Below are 15,341 nucleotides of genomic sequence, written 5' to 3'. Positions count from 1 at the left end.
TGTGGGAGTTTCAATTATGGTTACAAAACGGTTTTTGAAAAATGTTATTGTTGCGATAGTCTCGGTTTTTATGTCCTTGGTCGTTGTTCAAGGAGTTCAAGCCCAGCAAACTGGACTCGACTATCAGAGTCTTAACCTGCTACCTTTTACTGGTAACAAGCAGCTCGTTCTAGGTGAGTTTGATCATTTAGGTCGGGCGACCTCCGCTCATATTCAGCTGCAGGACAAGGATGAGCCAAAGAAAAAAAGAGAACCACGGCTCAGCTATAATCCGGTTGGTTGGCACAATTATAAGATTGCTTATGGAAACAAGGGAAAGAAGGCCTGGTTGTTCCACAGAGGGCATTTGATCGGCTATCAGTTTAGCGGTCTGACCAATGAAGGGAAAAATCTGGTTCCTCTAACTGCCTGGACCAATACGGGGAATTATAAAGGAACAGCGGATAGTAATGTGGAGGGCATGCTCTACTACGAGAAACGACTCGATAGCTGGCTAGCCACCCACCCAAATTACTGGTTAGACTACAAGGTGACACCAGTCTATACGGGGGATGAATTAATTCCTCGGCAGGTGACCTTGCAATATGTAGGAATTGATCGAGATGGCAACCTTCTACCAATCAATTTAAGTAGTCCCAAAGAGTCAGTAGATGCTTATGGGATTACCACCGTTACCTTGGACAACTACTCTAAGAATGCGACCATTGACTATCTGAAGGGAACTGCCAAGCCATCTTTAGTGCCGACAGAGCCAAGTAGTCAACCTCAACCTGCTAGTCCTTCTGTAGAGACGCAACCAAGTCAAGCCCCTCAACCGAGTCAAGCAGTAGAGCCAGCTCAGCCAGTTCAACCTGTAGAGCCTACAGAACCTAGTCCTCAATTGGCTCCAGTAGTATATGTGGCAAGAAATGGGAGTGCGGATGTCTATTGGTACTCACTAGATAATATGCCTCGCAATACTAATTTTTCTAAGGTTGTTCAAATGTCAGAAGAGCAAGCGCTAAGTCTTGGAAAGCGGCATACAAGTAAGGAATGAGGATCAGTTATTCTGCTGATTGAAAAGCCCAATTACTGGGCTTTTTGTGTTGCATTACAATCTTAAAAAGCTAGTAATCTAAAATGATCTCTCAGAATCTTGCAAACCTATTTATAAAGTTGTATACTAGTAAATGATTTTGTGTAATCGTTTGCATAAACTGTTAAATGATGAAAAGAATGTAAAGTAGGAGACAAGACAGATGGAATTAACAGCTATTTATCATCGGCCTGAATCGGAGTACGCCTATCTATATAAGGACGGCCAGCTTCACATTCGCATCCGGACTAAGAAAGAGGATATCAAACGGATTGTCTTGCACTATGGGGATCCCTTTATTTTTATAGAGGATCTTTATGAGGCGACCAAGGAAATGGACAAGGTGACGACCGACGACCTCTTTGATTATTGGCAAGTGTCGGTATCGGTTCGTCATGCACGGATCCAGTACCTCTTTGAATTAGAGGACACAGCGGGAGAGAAGATCTTGTACGGGGACCGAGGTGTGGCAGCCTACACCAACGAGAGCCTGGACTTCGTCATGAACGGTTTTAAGCTTCCTTTTATCCATGAGATTGATGGGTGTGCTGTTCCGGATTGGGTGGCGCAGACGGTTTGGTACCAGATCTTTCCTGAGAGATTTGCTAATGGGAATCCAGCCATTTCACCAGAAGGTGTCCGTCCTTGGGATGCCTCTATTGCTCCTCAAATCTTGGATTCCTTTGGTGGTGATTTGCAAGGCATTATTGATCATTTAGATTATTTGCAGGAGTTAGGAATTACAGGGCTCTATCTTTGCCCGATTTTTGAATCGCCGAGCAATCACAAGTACGATACCATTGACTATTTTGAAATTGATCGGCATTTTGGAGGTAAGGACACCTTCCGCCAGTTAGTGAGAGAGGCCCATGCGCGTGGGATGAAGATCATGCTGGATGCCGTCTTTAACCATATTGGCTATGATTCACCCCAATGGCAGGATGTGGTCAAACACGGGGAGAATTCGATTTACAAGGACTGGTTCCATATCAAAGAGTTCCCTGTCTCCTCAGAAAATCTGTGGAATAGTCGCGACTTGTCTTACCATGCTTTTGCCTTTGCAGGCTATATGCCTAAGCTCAATACGGCTAATCCTGAGGTGAAGGCTTATCTCCTGAAGGTTGCGAATTATTGGATTGAAGAGTTTGATATCGATGCTTGGCGACTGGATGTGGCCAATGAAATTGATCATCAATTCTGGCGGGATTTCCGTAAGGCGGTCTTGGTCAAGAAGCCGGATCTCTATATCCTCGGGGAAATCTGGCATTCGTCCCAACCTTGGCTCAATGGCGATGAGTTCCATGCCGTTATGAACTATCCCCTCTCTGAAAGTATTAAGGATTATTTCCTGCGGGGGCATAAGGAGACGCAACGCTTCATTTGGGAGATCAATAGCCAGTCTATGTACTACAGGCAGCAGATTTCTGAGGTTATGTTTAACCTCTTGGACTCCCACGATACAGAGCGCATCCTGACGACGGCCAAAGGCGATCTTCAGTCTGTCAAGTCTGCTCTCGCCTTCCTCTATCTGCAACGAGGAACGCCTTGTATTTATTATGGAACGGAGCTAGCCCTCATCGGTGGTCCAGACCCAGATTGCCGCCGTGTCATGCCATGGGAGCGCGTGGCAGCGGATAATGACATGCTAAACTTTATGAAGGACTTGATCCAGCTCCGAAAAGAAGTATCAGGCATGATTCAGTATGGTAAAGTGAGTCTGGAAGAAGTAGAGCCAGATGTGGTGGCAGTAGAATGGCAGCATGAAGGTAACATGCTCAAAGCCTATTTTAACCAGTCGAAGAAAGACGTTGTCTTAGAAAGAGGACAGGCAGATCTGATCAGTCTTGGGAATATATCCGATGGTCGATTGATCATCCAACCAAATGGCTTTGTTATATATAGAGAAGATTAGTAAGAAAGAAGACTGGAATTTAGGTATTTCAGTCTTCTTTTTATAAATGGTTGTTTATGGTTGTCAGTATAGTATAATAGTAGCAAATGATAAAGGAGGAGACGGTGATGAAGGTGTTAGCAATTAATTCTATTTCGTTTAAAAAAAGGATGATGGAATTACTATTTGATTATCTTTTCATACTAGCTTATTTAGCGCTTCTGTTTATAGGTTCGATGCTTTTTTACATTATTTTTTTTAATGGTATCCCAGAGTTTACAGAAATTCAGTCGCAGTGTCTTGCGTTTTTTACCTCTGTTTTGCCAATCACTCTACTTTTTACATTCTTAGATTATACAAATAATGGGAGTTTTGGGAAGGCGAAAGCTGGACTTCAATTGGTTTACCAGAAAAAAACAGTGCAAGCTAGCTTGATTAGAAACACCATTAAATTTTTGCCTTGGCAACTCGGTCATATGGGCACGATACATGGTGTCTATAGTGAGTTTGATGTGTTATCCATTAGCCTCTCTATTTCGGCGACTCTCCTCGCAGTTTTGCTACTGGCAATGACGCTGTTTAGAAAAGATAAGAGGCATCTAGGTGACCTGCTAGCCCATACGCAAGTTCAGCAAAAAGGTGACTAGGATACAGATTGTCTATTCTGTCCTCAATGGAAAAATACACATAGTTAGGAAGTATCTATATGAATGAAAACGTCGAGTTTACGAATCTTTGTATGGTAAGAGATGGCGATAGAGTTCTTGTTATGGATCGTAAAAAAGAGGACTGGCCAGGCATAACCTTTCCTGGTGGTCATGTCGAAGTGGGAGAGTCATTTACGGAAGCAGTGATCCGTGAAGTGAAGGAAGAAACTGGCTTAAGGATAGCTTCTCCCCAGATTTGTGGAATGAAAGATTGGGTAGAAGACGGCATTCGTTATGTAGTTCTCTTTTATAAGACAGAAAAGTTTGACGGAGAATTAATATCCTCTGAAGAGGGGGAAGTCTGGTGGGAGGACCTGAAAGAATTTCCAAAACTAGACCTCTCCTTAGATATGGAGGATATGCTTCGTATTTTCCTTGAAGAAGACCTTTCTGAATTTTTCTACTACCAAGATGGAGAAGATTGGAAATACGATTTAAAGTAAATTTTAATACTAACTCTTCTAAAGATTTAATTTATTTTTTTAAGCAGTTAACTGGATGGTTAGCTGTTTTTTTTTATGACTGATTTATTCGTGGAACCTTGTTATAATAGGAGATGAAAGTGATTAGAAAAATGATCGTTTTCTGTTTATAAGGTAAAGGTTGACATGTCCCTTGGGGACAGGAGTATCATATAGATAAAGGGGGTGCAAGATCATGTTAAGAAATGATATTCAAAAAATAACAGGTTTAACTCGAAAAGCACTAGAATACTATGAAGAAAAAGGTTTTATTCATCCTCGAAGACTAGAAAATGGGTATAGGGAATATTCGGAAAAGGATGTAGAGATTCTGAATAAGATTGCCTTGTTTAAAAAATTAGGGCTAACCATAACAGAAATAAAGGACTGTCTGAAGTCAGATGGGGCTACTGCATCTAGTATTCTCAGAAGAAAAGAGCAAGAACTAGAAAGTGATGAGAAACGGAAAGTAGTGTTCGATCTCTATATCAAAGGTGCAGATACGGATCTGATCAATGAAAAACTTGCGGTCATCGAAGCTGAGGACTCCATTTATAAGAGACTCGAAAGAGCATTTCCAGGATACTTGGGGCAATGCTTATTTGCTGCCTATCAACCTTTTTTACAGGAGCCCTTGTCAAAAGATGGAGAAGAAGCATTTAAGAAGTATATTCAATATTTAGATAGCCTTCCAACCTTTGAGTTAAGCAGAGAAGAACAGGATTATGTTGATGAACTGAGTTCTAGTTTTAATATGAAGACCTTAAAAGAGGTTAATGAAGCTAAGATAGCTGCGATAGAAAGTTATGAAAAGTGGCATAATGAAAATAAGGACACAATTTCTATTTATGATCGCTATTTGAACAGTGATGATTACAAAACAAGTCCACTGAAAAATATTCAAGATCAACTGAAAACATTTTTGATTAACCATCACTACTATGAAGTAGCTATTCCTCTGATTAGACAATTTAGTAAGAGTTACGATCATTATTATAAAAAACTAACTGAGGCAAGTGACTATTATTTAAAGCAAAAGGGAGATGCTCCACAGTAAATCTGAAATCAATATACTTCATAAGATTTAACGATTAAAAGATAGAGTTAGGGATGACTTACCCATGTTCTATTTTTCAGTTCCTTTAATTGTACTTTCCCCTACATAGGTGTATAATATGTCCTTAGATAAACAAATGAGGAATTTACTATGGAATTAAAAGATTTTACAGAAAAAGAAAAAGAACAAATCAAGCAAGGATTGAGTACAGCTGAGATTTCTGATAAAGAAGCGGCGAAGAAGTTGCTCGCTCTTGTCCCGCAGGAATGGATCAAGCGTATTCCTTTCTTTGTCAGAGGGCATGCAACAACAAAGACGATTGAACGTGTGGCTATGCGCTATCCTGAACTCTATGCCGTGGCCAAGCGTCAAGGAGACCTTCCTGAAAAAGAACGGGAAGAATTGCGTGTCATCATGACAGAAATCTTTGAAGAAAAGATGAACAAACACAAGATTAAATAGGATTCATTATTCATTGAGAGCTGGATAGTCTGCCAGCTCTTTTTATTGTTATTTTGTTAAAAATAGTTGGACTTGAATTGAATTTAAACTATAATATAAGAGAAGGAGACTAGGTATCCATCCGCAATGTCTAGTAAGCTCCGTTTCATATGCTGTAGAGTATTTAAGGTCCTCAAGCTATGAACTGACATAAAAATTAAACTATCATATGTGTGCAAGAGTTGCTCTCCACCAATAAGTGAAAATATACTTGGATATAACTGGATCATGCGAGTCAGATAGTTACCTCCATTGCAGTTTTTTTATAGAGAATAAAATGATTTAGGAAGGTATAATAGGGTCCTGATATGAAAATGCTTGATGTGAATTCTGAAAAGAATAAGGTCGTATTGTTAGTCCATCCAATGCTATCCTCTGCCCAAGGAATGAAACAGTTGTTATCAGATCAGATGGGAAATGAATACAGGTATTTGATTCCAGATTTATCCGCACACGGTGAAGCAGCTACTATTCCCTATCTATCTGCAAAAAGGGAAAGTGAGTACATTTATGAGTATTTAAAAACTCATCAAATTGATGAGTTGGATCTAGCTTTTGGTGCTTCTTTAGGTGCTGTGGTTTTACTTCAATTGTTGAATTACAAGGACATTAAAATCCATAAAGCCGTGTTTGAAGGTTGTAGTGTCTGGCAAGCTTCGAGGCTCCATGAAGTATTTTCAAGGATATTCTTTATCTATAAGCATCGGATGGCCATCAAGAATAGAAGTTTAGCGGTCAAAAAAATAGTTGCACTTTATGGTGAAACGGCAGAAGTAATGGCTGATAACTTTATAGCTATGGATGAGGATAGTATCAGACATATTTGTCATGATTGTGCATTTGTTGAATTGCCGAGTCTATCAAAAGAGGAACAGTTGAACTGCACTTTCTCATATGGATCGAAAGAATTTGATCTGATTGGCGCTAGAAGGATTTTACCAGAGAAATATCCTTTTGCAAAAATGAAGATTTGGAATGGATACCAACATTGCACCAAACTAACATCAGACCCACTCGCCTATGGTGATATGTTAAAAAATGAGATGATAACAAACAGAATTTAAGGAAAGCTAGTGGCTAACTGTGAAAGTAGAATTCCTACTATAGGCAAGATGCTAAGAAATCTAAAAAGTATCTGACAGAGAACCTTACTGTGCAAAGGTTACTAACTTTCTATTTAAGAATATCATCCAAACACGAATGATCAAAATGATTTAAAAAGGAACCAATAATGAAACAATTAAAAAAAACAATGCTCCTTAGTGCCTTGGCAATCTTTGCTTTAGCGGCTTGTGGGACCAACCAAAAGCAATCCAAGGAAAAGCAGGAAAGCTCCACTGTCCAAAAGGCTAGTTTAGACAAGGAGCACTACAAGGGAACATACAGCAACCTCAATAGCAAGGAAAGTGTCGAAGAAGTGCGGGCTCTCTTGTCTGCTTATTTGGATCAGGAAAGTGTAGACAAGTTTCTTGGTCTAGTCACGGACTATGATAGCATTGTTGGCTCTGTAGGCTTGACGGGCGACTTCAGCAAGTTCAAGAAAACAGACTACAATGTCGAGAAGATCAGTGACTTGTGGACCAAGAAAAAGGGAGATTTTGTCGGAACCAACTGCCGGATTAATAGTTATACCTTGTTGAAGAACCGCATCGAGATTCCTAAGATGAAAGCGGATAGTGAACTCTTGTTCGTGGACAATGATGCCATTGACAAAGGGAAGATCTTCGATGAGGCAGACAAGGAAGCCTTTAACATTCTGTATTCACGGGTTCCGACAGAGGCTACAACGGATGTCAAGGTTCACGCCAAGAAGATGGAAGAGTATTTTTCTCACTTCAAGTTCAATGAAAATGCCCGCATGCTTTCCGTTATCGTTCATGATAACCTAGACGGAAATACCCTTTTTGTCGGGCACGTCGGTGTCTTGGTTCCTGCCAAGGACGGCTATCTCTTTGTTGAAAAGCTAACCTTTGAAGAGCCCTATCAAGCGATCAAGTTTGCGACTAAGGAAGATGTCTACAAATACTTGGAGACCAAATACCAAGATTACACCGGTGAAGGTTTAGCTAAGCCCTTTATCATGGACAATGAAAAATGGGTTGAAACCAAATAGAATTTCCAGCTAGTTAAGTTTGATGGGAACTCCAGCTAAGGAAAGGAGCTAAAGATGAATAAAAAACGGAGCTACTTTGCTCTAGCCCTTATTCTTATCGGTTTTCTATTAGTAGAATCAAGTATGTATATCCTACCCTATATTGAAGGATTTAAAGAATTAGAGCTTGCTGTTTTTATAATTGGAGTTCTAATCTTAGTGGGTGTCATCATCTTATTAACAAAGACTAAAAAGCATACTGATTAAGGCCGAGTCAACAATTGTATTGTGTATTTAGAATTTATGGTGGGAGAAATGGAATGGAGATTTTAGAATCTGGACCACTATTATTAGGTGTTGTTTTTATTGGGTTCTTCAGTATTACTTTATTCGTTCGTCGGTGGTTTGCTAGTCGACGTAGCGGAGGTTCATTTTTTTCACCTTACCACATTTCGAATGGCATCTTCTACATTCATGTGCCTTTGTGTTTCAGCCGTCGTATGATCCCATTGAAAGAGATGAAGCAGATAACCTATTTATTGCTCCGTGGTCGCGCTGGTGGTGGGAGTCGCTATGCTTTCTATATCGAACTCAGAAATGGAAAGACCATTCCCTTCTTTTTTGGTAAAAGTAAACAGAATGAACTGTTGGTTGAAAAACTCAAGCAAAATGCTGGTAAGTATGGGTTTAAAGTACATTTTCAACGCTAGAATACAATCACCTGAAGGAAACAAAACTAGGATTTGATTCTCTGTAAAAACGAAAGTGAGCAATTCTATGAACGATTCTATGAAAGAATATATCCACTTAAAAAAGCAGTTCCAAGCGCAAGATAAGGATTCATCCAGCGTGCTGGCTTTCTATGAATTTGCGGATCGGCTGACCTTACTGGAAACTCCAGAAGCTAAGCAGGTCTTGGTGGATGTGTATCAGGAGTTGGGCTTGTATGCCAGTGCCTTTGCTCTCTTCTCAGAGCTAGTAGACAAGTCTGATCGCAAGCAAGTTAAGAAACTTTTCACCTTAGAAAAGATGAGTCTAAGTCATGGAGATCGCTTTGCTCTCTCTCGTCCCTTGACCGAAAAAGAAAAAGAGGCTCATAAGAAGAAAGTCAGCGAATTGCCAACCTTCCGCTATCATCCAGATCCACTAGGGACTGGTGCCTTTAAGGAAGGGGAGCCTAAGACCTGTCCTTCATGTGGGGAAGACCACACCATCTATTATGCTTTGAGACCCTATTGTCTGGAGGAGCTAAGACATCTCTGTCCAACTTGTATCTCTACTGGTCGTGCTGCCCAGAAGTTTGAAGCAGAGTTTATCCAAGATGCTGATTGGCAAGGGGTCATGGATAAGGAAAAAGACCAGATCCTCTTCTGTCAAACTCCAGGCTATAGTAGCTGGCAGGGCGAATATTGGCTCTCCTGTTGCCAAGACTACTGTGCCTATCTGGGGACAGTGGGCACTCGTGAACTGGAAGAAATGGGCATTGCAGAGCAAGTTTTGGAAGAATATGAGGCGCGTGATGAATTTCAGGATGTGGCTGAATACTTAGTCAAGGATGGTTCTATGTGTGGCTATCTCTTTCGATGTCTCCATTGTGAACAATACCATCTTTGGGTCGATGCGGATTAGGGGGATGCTCCAAATCTAATAGAGTCATGAACTAGATGAAAGAATAGAAAAGGAATCACGAATGAGTAGAAAGCAAGCCCTATCTATGTATTTGTTAGGAACCTTTGGTCAAGTATTAGGAGTCAGCCTTTTGGTTTGCCTTTTAAGAGTAGGAGGAGTCAAGGTTGATTTTACATCACCAATGGGGATTATCGCTGTTATTGTAGGTGGGTTGTCATCAGCTTTGTGGGGCAGTCTTGCAAGCATTAGTTACCATCAATCTAGTTTTAAACAAGTTCTCAAAGATTTTTTTCAAGTCAAAGACAGTTTAGCAAATTATTGTTTGGTGCTTGTTTTCTTGCTGCTCGATTTTTTCCCATTTATCTTAGGTGGTAAGATTACCACTCAATCGTTGGTCTTACCAGTGGTGCTCTTTTTCAAGGCTCTTCTTTTTGGTGGGATTGAAGAAATTGGCTGGCGTTATTTCTTTCAACCAACTTTGGAGGAAAGAATACCTTATCTTTCAGCTACTGTGATCACCTTTTTAGCCTGGTCTAGCTGGCATCTTTTTTACTTTTACATTGATGGTTCTTTAGCTGTCATTCAGTTGCTTCCGTTTCTAGTTGGACTGCTAACTAACTGTTTTATCTTATCGGCCTTGTATCATAAAACGAAAAATTTATGGATTTGTGTCATGACTCATGCGTTGATCAATTCTTTATCGCAACTGTCATCAACTGAGAGCGTATGGCTATCACTTGTGATTAAGGTGTTGATAATCCTTCTTGCCATGAGAATTGCTAGTAGCAGTATAGAGAAAGCTAAATCCTAAGCTGGGTTAATTTCCATTGCTTCATAAAGTTGTAAATCAAAAGAGCAGTTATTTTGAACTGCTCTTTTGATATGGCTTTAAGGTTTTAGTAAAAATCTAATGAACTCGTCATCTTTTCCTTTGCCCTAAATACTTTTAGGGTGAATTCAAGCTCAACAAGTAGAGTAAGAGCTATTTGGTCGCCATTTGACTCTTATTTTTTTCACTTTTCGTGACAATATATAAAACCCATTTGTGATTTTGCCTTTCTTCAATCTTTGAAAAGCCAATACTTGTTAATAACTGACTCAATTCAGAACTTGTTCCATAATCTGTCATATGATACTTAATTTTTTCTTTTTCGGAAGCAATAATCAGAGTAGAATGATTGGACATGACTCGATAGATTTCCTGAAAGCTTTGTTTTAATTCTTTCCAGAAAATATGGGTCTGAATGGCAAAGACAAGATCAAAATAATGATTTTGGTAGGGAAGGTTTTCAACATTTCCAACCATCAGCTGGACACTATCGTTTTCTATTGACTTTAAAAGCATCCGTTTAGCGGTTTGATAAGACTCCTTGGAAATATCAATGCCATGAATGTCAAGATTTTTATCTAAAGCAAGTAGGTTTTTGATAGTGCTACCACCGCCATAACCGATTTCTAAAATCCGACTATTATCTGAAATAGTAGTCTGTTTGATTGCCCAAAGACTGAATTTCTTAAAATAGGACGACCAGATGTTGGTAATTAATCGCCCGATAAGACCACTAGGATTTCTAGACTGTTTTATAAGATATTGAATGAGCATGTTCCTCCCCCTTTTGCAAATAAAGTTTGAAATAGCAATAATTAAATTTCAAACTTTATTATAGAGAAAAGTAGTCAGAATAGCAAGAAAAAATGAAATATACAAGTATATATTCCAAACTTATGCTACAATTGGTAGTAACTGAGGTGTTCACATGAATCAATATCAAAAGACGACTGAGAAAAAGAAGCAAGCGATTATTCAAGCAGCTTTGCATCTATTCAAAGAAAAAGGTTTTAAGGAAACGAGTATAAAATCTATTGCAGAGGTAGCGAAAGTATCACCTGTTTCTATCTACAATTATTTTGGGAGCAAAGATAATTTGGTGACTCTCTGTGTTAATGACTTGTTTGAAGAAATAACCCAGCAAGCCGAGGATATTTTAAAAAGTAATCTAGCTTTTAATACAAAATTAGACCAGGCTTTAGACCTATGTCAGGAGAAAATGAGTCAGCAAATCTCGGACTATTTTCAAGATAAAACGGTGAGAGATCCCGCTTTCTCAAGTCTCCTAACGAAAGCGATAACCGCAAAAAAACGGGATATTTATCGCACTTATATTAATCTCGGGAAAGAAGAGGGGCTGATTGCTAGAGACTTGTCAACAGAGCTTATTTTAAATGTCATGGATGCTCTCAATAGTGTAGGAAATCAGTTAGCCCATAGTGATAATTTAGAAACAGACGTTAAGCAAATCCATCAGATCTTTTTGTACGGTATTTTAGGAAAAAAGAAATCATGATTTTCCTTATTCTATGATTGTTCACAGCTAGCAACATCCCATCCCAATTAGTTGTATATTCTCATGTAAGAGTGTAAAATCTACTATATAAAGATAAGGAGGAGTAGGTTATGGACTTAAAAGATTTTACAGAAAATGAACAGGAGGAAATCGAGAAAGGTTTGAGCAAATTTATTTCAAAACAATCAGTCGCTATCTGGTATGCACTGACTGCCCTCTTTGCTACATATATAGTAGGGCAAGTTATCCTATGGTGTTTCCCAGATGGGAGTAGTATGGGAGGCTCTTTGCTTTTTATCCTGATGAATTTGATTCCCATGACAACGGCTCTTTGCTTTTCCTTCGTCTTAGGTGAGACTAAATCCCTGGGAGAATTTTTCAAAAAGGTCTTTCTTCAAAAAGAAAGTAACCTGTCCTGGATGCTAGCTTTCTTCATCCCAGTCATCTATTATGGGATCTCAATCTTGCTCATGAATGTTCGCTTTACTGGAAACTCCCTCTTGGCCTTCTTCCTCTATTTTCCCTGGACCTTTTTATATGGAGGTCTGGAAGAAGTCGGTTGGCGTTGGTTTTTACAAGATCATCTTTCCTTTAGCAAGCACTTTATAACTAAAATGATGGTCCTTTCCCTTGTCTGGTTCCTCTGGCATATTCCTATCTATCAACTCCCTTGGATTACAGCAGGTTCGTCCAACTATCTCATCTTTTACTTGATGATTTTAGGGAATACTTTCCTATTTGGAGCGCTCAAGGAGTACTCGAAAGGAGCTGTTCCTTGTATCCTCGCTCATATGTTGATCGATACTCTAGCTGTTCTCATGCTGGTTCAGAGTTCTCTTCTTCAGATTATCCTTCTAGTTATTATTGAAATCCTAGTATCCTCTTGGCTAGTGGCTATACGAAAATCATAAAAATAGAGTTGTACCTCTCACTAAATTTCGGTGGGAGGTTTTTTATATGGTGATAAAACGAAAACTTTTTAGCTAATGACGCATTCCAGCATATAGGAATCTGTAAAATGATATAATTAGTTTAACGAAGAACTCAGAGATAGGATTATCGATCATTTAAGGAGAAAAGGCCATGCAAAAAACTTTTCAGTTATTGAGAAGAGGTGATATAGAGGCTGTCCGTCAGATATTGGATAAAAAGCCCGAAGAAGTCAATGCTGTTTCGGGTGACAAACCTAAAAGAGATCAAGGCCAATCCCTTCTTCAAGTCGCTATTAAATCGGGACATTTAGATATTGCGGACTTACTCATTGATAGAGGGGCAAATCTTAACTTTATTGAAGAACCGACAGAGCTAAATCCATTTTGTCAACCGGTCATCCAAACTGCCGGTGGAAGAGCTGTATTTGACTGCAGGCGCATGATCAAACGTTGGAATGGTCAATATGAGATGTATTCGTCTAAGGAAAAGGCTGACCAATCCTTCAAGGTTTTTAAAAAAATGTTAGAACTTGGAGCAGATATCTCTCAGAAGGATAGTCATGGGGGAACTTTATTGCAAAATATTTTAATAGAAACCAAGGAAGTTCTGCCATCTTATTATTGGAAAACAAAAGAAATGAGCGATAATGTCCTCATTACGGATGAATTACGTCATGATTTAAATCGTATTTATGATCTCTTGATTCGTTACGGTGTGACATCGGAAGAGATTTCTGCCTATCATAAGATTCCTCTCAAAGAACTTTACCAGGATAGTCCGACCATGGAATTCTTAAATCGGTTGGATTAAAGCAGATCTTGATAAGCATTTGAAATACTAGGAAGACCTTAGGCTCTTTTAATTTGATCTGATAGAGTTAGAAGCAGAAGGAAAATTTAGACTGTAATTTATTAAAAAAATGGATACAAATCCTAGATGAAATAGAGTATACTAGTTTATGAAAGAACAAGATGTTTAAGTACCTTATTTAGGAGGACAGTTTATGTCACCAGAAACCTATATCATGGCGATTGACCAGGGAACCACTAGTTCGCGGGCAATCATTTTTAACAAAAAAGGCGAGCAAGTTAGCTCTAGCCAAAAGGAATTCACTCAGATTTTTCCGCAGGCTGGTTGGGTGGAGCACAATGCTAATGAGATTTGGAACTCGGTGCAGTCGGTGATCGCTGAAGTCTTTATTGAAAGTGGCATCAAGCCCAATCAAATAGAGGCGATCGGCATTACCAATCAACGGGAAACGACAGTTGTTTGGGATAAGAACACAGGCCTTCCTATTTACAATGCTATTGTTTGGCAATCACGGCAAACTGCTCCACTGGCTGAAGAGCTCAAAAACCAAGGCTATGTAGAGACCTTCCACCAAAAGACAGGTTTGGTCATCGATGCCTACTTTTCAGCAACTAAAGTTCGTTGGATTTTGGATCATGTTAAAGGAGCACAAGAGCGTGCGGAAAAAGGAGAATTGCTCTTTGGGACCATTGATACTTGGCTGGTCTGGAAGCTGACGGATGGAGCAACCCATGTGACAGACTATTCCAATGCAGCCCGTACCATGCTCTACAATATCAAGGAACTGAAATGGGACGATGAAATTTTAGAAATTCTCAACATTCCTAAAGCCATGCTTCCTGAGGTGCGTTCAAACTCTGAAATCTATGGTAAGACAGCTCCTTTCCATTTCTACGGTGGACAAGTGCCGATTGCGGGGATGGCAGGAGACCAGCAAGCCGCCCTCTTTGGCCAATTGGCTTTTGAACCTGGTATGGTCAAAAATACCTATGGAACTGGATCTTTCATCATCATGAATACCGGTGAGGAGATGCAGTTATCAGAGAATAACCTGCTGACGACGATTGGTTATGGGATAAATGGCAAGGTCTACTATGCATTAGAAGGTTCTATCTTTATCGCTGGGAGTGCTATTCAATGGCTTCGTGATGGCCTGCGTATGATAGATAATTCACCTGAATCGGAAGCCTATGCTCTGAAGTCCCAGAACCAGGATGAAATCTATGTGGTCCCTGCCTTTACTGGTCTTGGAGCACCATACTGGAATCAAGAGGCGCGTGGTTCTGTCTTTGGACTTACCCGGGGAACGACCAAGGAAGACTTTATCAAAGCAACCCTTCAATCTATTGCCTATCAAGTACGCGATATCATCGACACCATGCAGGTAGATGCCAAAACTCCTATCCCTGTCCTAAAAGTAGACGGTGGAGCAGCGAAAAATGATTATTTAATGCAGTTTCAGGCAGATATTCTTGGAATTGCGATTGCTCGCGCCAAAAACTTGGAAACAACTGCTTTAGGGGCAGCCTTCCTAGCAGGTCTGACAGTAGGCTATTGGAAGGACTTAGATGAATTAAAATCTCTTCATGGAGTAGCCCAAATCTTTGAACCCAAGATGGATGAAGCTCGCAAAGAGAGATTGTACAAGGGGTGGAAGAAAGCAGTCAAAGCCACTCAAGTATTTGCAGAGTCTGATTACTAAAGGGACTCATCAAATGAAAAGTTTATGAGAAGCCTTCGAAAGAAGGCTTTTTAGTTTTCGTAGATCTATGCAAGCTGAAAGAGGTTACATAAGTGTAGGATAGGTTTGATTACTGTGGAAAACAAAAACAACTTTCCA

Annotated in this window: 17 protein-coding genes; 16 read left to right on the top strand and 1 reads right to left on the bottom strand. The window is 39.7% G+C overall.

Annotation, left to right across the window (positions count from 1 at the left end):
- Window positions 1–16 precede the first annotated feature (16 nt).
- The 12 genes from E5S68_RS03460 (at window position 17) to E5S68_RS03405 (ending at window position 10,224) form a co-directional block, all read left to right on the top strand.
- Window positions 17–1,036, top strand: coding sequence for a DNA/RNA non-specific endonuclease (locus tag E5S68_RS03460; RefSeq protein ID WP_135782361.1), 1,020 nt, complete (start codon window positions 17–19; stop codon window positions 1,034–1,036).
- A 202-nt stretch (window positions 1,037–1,238) separates the two neighbouring features.
- The gene (locus E5S68_RS03455) at window positions 1,239–2,987 is read left to right on the top strand and encodes a glycoside hydrolase family 13 protein (protein ID WP_135782360.1); all 1,749 of its coding nucleotides are present in this window, start codon (window positions 1,239–1,241) and stop codon (window positions 2,985–2,987) included.
- Window positions 2,988–3,073: 86 nt separating this feature from the next.
- Window positions 3,074–3,613 (top strand): RDD family protein, encoded by a 540-nt coding sequence (locus E5S68_RS03450; RefSeq protein ID WP_135782359.1) that lies wholly within the window; start codon window positions 3,074–3,076, stop codon window positions 3,611–3,613.
- Window positions 3,614–3,672: 59 nt separating this feature from the next.
- Window positions 3,673–4,116, top strand: a complete 444-nt coding sequence (locus tag E5S68_RS03445; protein ID WP_135782358.1) for an 8-oxo-dGTP diphosphatase — start codon at window positions 3,673–3,675, stop codon at window positions 4,114–4,116.
- Window positions 4,117–4,330: 214 nt separating this feature from the next.
- The gene (locus E5S68_RS03440) at window positions 4,331–5,191 is read left to right on the top strand and encodes a MerR family transcriptional regulator (protein WP_135782357.1); all 861 of its coding nucleotides are present in this window, start codon (window positions 4,331–4,333) and stop codon (window positions 5,189–5,191) included.
- 150 nt (window positions 5,192–5,341) lie between these two features.
- Window positions 5,342–5,653: a hypothetical protein gene (locus tag E5S68_RS03435; protein ID WP_135782356.1), complete on the top strand. Its 312-nt coding sequence runs from the start codon at window positions 5,342–5,344 to the stop codon at window positions 5,651–5,653.
- A gap of 347 nt (window positions 5,654–6,000) precedes the next feature.
- On the top strand, window positions 6,001–6,756 hold the full coding sequence (locus E5S68_RS03430; RefSeq protein WP_135782355.1) for an alpha/beta hydrolase: 756 nt from the start codon (window positions 6,001–6,003) through the stop codon (window positions 6,754–6,756).
- A 167-nt stretch (window positions 6,757–6,923) separates the two neighbouring features.
- Complete coding sequence (locus E5S68_RS03425) at window positions 6,924–7,805, top strand: DUF4300 family protein (protein WP_135782354.1); 882 nt, start codon at window positions 6,924–6,926, stop codon at window positions 7,803–7,805.
- A gap of 54 nt (window positions 7,806–7,859) precedes the next feature.
- Entirely contained in the window at window positions 7,860–8,051 is a 192-nt protein-coding gene (locus tag E5S68_RS03420) for a hypothetical protein (protein WP_126404356.1), read from the top strand.
- A gap of 53 nt (window positions 8,052–8,104) precedes the next feature.
- The gene (locus E5S68_RS03415) at window positions 8,105–8,494 is read left to right on the top strand and encodes a hypothetical protein (protein ID WP_135782353.1); all 390 of its coding nucleotides are present in this window, start codon (window positions 8,105–8,107) and stop codon (window positions 8,492–8,494) included.
- 67 nt (window positions 8,495–8,561) lie between these two features.
- A complete protein-coding gene (locus tag E5S68_RS03410; RefSeq protein WP_135782352.1) occupies window positions 8,562–9,413 on the top strand; it encodes a CbrC family protein in 852 nt (283 codons plus the stop codon).
- A 61-nt stretch (window positions 9,414–9,474) separates the two neighbouring features.
- Window positions 9,475–10,224 carry a CPBP family intramembrane glutamic endopeptidase gene (locus E5S68_RS03405; protein ID WP_135782351.1) on the top strand — a complete coding sequence of 250 codons (750 nt, stop codon included), beginning with the start codon at window positions 9,475–9,477 and terminating at the stop codon, window positions 10,222–10,224.
- A 171-nt stretch (window positions 10,225–10,395) separates the two neighbouring features.
- On the opposite strand, the gene E5S68_RS03400 is transcribed toward E5S68_RS03405, so the two are convergent.
- Window positions 10,396–11,016, bottom strand: coding sequence for a class I SAM-dependent methyltransferase (locus E5S68_RS03400; protein WP_135782350.1), 621 nt, complete (start codon window positions 11,014–11,016; stop codon window positions 10,396–10,398).
- 154 nt (window positions 11,017–11,170) lie between these two features.
- On the opposite strand from E5S68_RS03400, the gene E5S68_RS03395 reads away from it, so the two are divergent.
- The 4 genes from E5S68_RS03395 to glpK all read left to right on the top strand — a co-directional run bounded on the left by E5S68_RS03395 (window position 11,171) and on the right by glpK (window position 15,203).
- Window positions 11,171–11,758 carry a TetR/AcrR family transcriptional regulator gene (locus tag E5S68_RS03395; RefSeq protein WP_135782349.1) on the top strand — a complete coding sequence of 196 codons (588 nt, stop codon included), beginning with the start codon at window positions 11,171–11,173 and terminating at the stop codon, window positions 11,756–11,758.
- A 161-nt stretch (window positions 11,759–11,919) separates the two neighbouring features.
- Window positions 11,920–12,669 carry a CPBP family intramembrane glutamic endopeptidase gene (locus E5S68_RS03390; protein ID WP_135783093.1) on the top strand — a complete coding sequence of 250 codons (750 nt, stop codon included), beginning with the start codon at window positions 11,920–11,922 and terminating at the stop codon, window positions 12,667–12,669.
- Between the two features lie 172 nt (window positions 12,670–12,841).
- Window positions 12,842–13,501 (top strand): ankyrin repeat domain-containing protein, encoded by a 660-nt coding sequence (locus E5S68_RS03385; protein WP_135782348.1) that lies wholly within the window; start codon window positions 12,842–12,844, stop codon window positions 13,499–13,501.
- A 193-nt stretch (window positions 13,502–13,694) separates the two neighbouring features.
- Window positions 13,695–15,203 carry a glycerol kinase GlpK gene (gene glpK / locus E5S68_RS03380; RefSeq protein WP_135782347.1) on the top strand — a complete coding sequence of 503 codons (1,509 nt, stop codon included), beginning with the start codon at window positions 13,695–13,697 and terminating at the stop codon, window positions 15,201–15,203.
- Window positions 15,204–15,341: the final 138 nt, after the last annotated feature.

Origin of the sequence: Streptococcus rubneri, from assembly GCF_004785935.1 — a bacterium.
GTDB lineage: Bacteria > Bacillota > Bacilli > Lactobacillales > Streptococcaceae > Streptococcus > Streptococcus rubneri.
Note: the sequence above shows the minus strand (reverse complement) of the source record. Positions and strands in the feature narration are given on the sequence as shown.

Excerpts from the sequence above, each read along its gene's own strand:
- E5S68_RS03460 (WP_135782361.1), top strand. The coding sequence starts at position 17 with ATGGTTACAAAACGGTTTTTGAAAAATGTTATTGTTGCGATAGTCTCG.
- E5S68_RS03455 (WP_135782360.1), top strand. The coding sequence starts at position 1,239 with ATGGAATTAACAGCTATTTATCATCGGCCTGAATCGGAGTACGCCTAT.
- E5S68_RS03450 (WP_135782359.1), top strand. The coding sequence starts at position 3,074 with ATGATAAAGGAGGAGACGGTGATGAAGGTGTTAGCAATTAATTCTATT.
- E5S68_RS03445 (WP_135782358.1), top strand. The coding sequence starts at position 3,673 with ATGAATGAAAACGTCGAGTTTACGAATCTTTGTATGGTAAGAGATGGC.
- E5S68_RS03440 (WP_135782357.1), top strand. The coding sequence starts at position 4,331 with ATGTTAAGAAATGATATTCAAAAAATAACAGGTTTAACTCGAAAAGCA.
- E5S68_RS03435 (WP_135782356.1), top strand. The coding sequence starts at position 5,342 with ATGGAATTAAAAGATTTTACAGAAAAAGAAAAAGAACAAATCAAGCAA.
- E5S68_RS03430 (WP_135782355.1), top strand. The coding sequence starts at position 6,001 with ATGAAAATGCTTGATGTGAATTCTGAAAAGAATAAGGTCGTATTGTTA.
- E5S68_RS03425 (WP_135782354.1), top strand. The coding sequence starts at position 6,924 with ATGAAACAATTAAAAAAAACAATGCTCCTTAGTGCCTTGGCAATCTTT.
- E5S68_RS03420 (WP_126404356.1), top strand. The coding sequence starts at position 7,860 with ATGAATAAAAAACGGAGCTACTTTGCTCTAGCCCTTATTCTTATCGGT.
- E5S68_RS03415 (WP_135782353.1), top strand. The coding sequence starts at position 8,105 with ATGGAGATTTTAGAATCTGGACCACTATTATTAGGTGTTGTTTTTATT.
- E5S68_RS03410 (WP_135782352.1), top strand. The coding sequence starts at position 8,562 with ATGAACGATTCTATGAAAGAATATATCCACTTAAAAAAGCAGTTCCAA.
- E5S68_RS03405 (WP_135782351.1), top strand. The coding sequence starts at position 9,475 with ATGAGTAGAAAGCAAGCCCTATCTATGTATTTGTTAGGAACCTTTGGT.
- E5S68_RS03400 (WP_135782350.1), bottom strand. The coding sequence starts at position 11,016 with ATGCTCATTCAATATCTTATAAAACAGTCTAGAAATCCTAGTGGTCTT.
- E5S68_RS03395 (WP_135782349.1), top strand. The coding sequence starts at position 11,171 with ATGAATCAATATCAAAAGACGACTGAGAAAAAGAAGCAAGCGATTATT.
- E5S68_RS03385 (WP_135782348.1), top strand. The coding sequence starts at position 12,842 with ATGCAAAAAACTTTTCAGTTATTGAGAAGAGGTGATATAGAGGCTGTC.
- glpK (WP_135782347.1), top strand. The coding sequence starts at position 13,695 with ATGTCACCAGAAACCTATATCATGGCGATTGACCAGGGAACCACTAGT.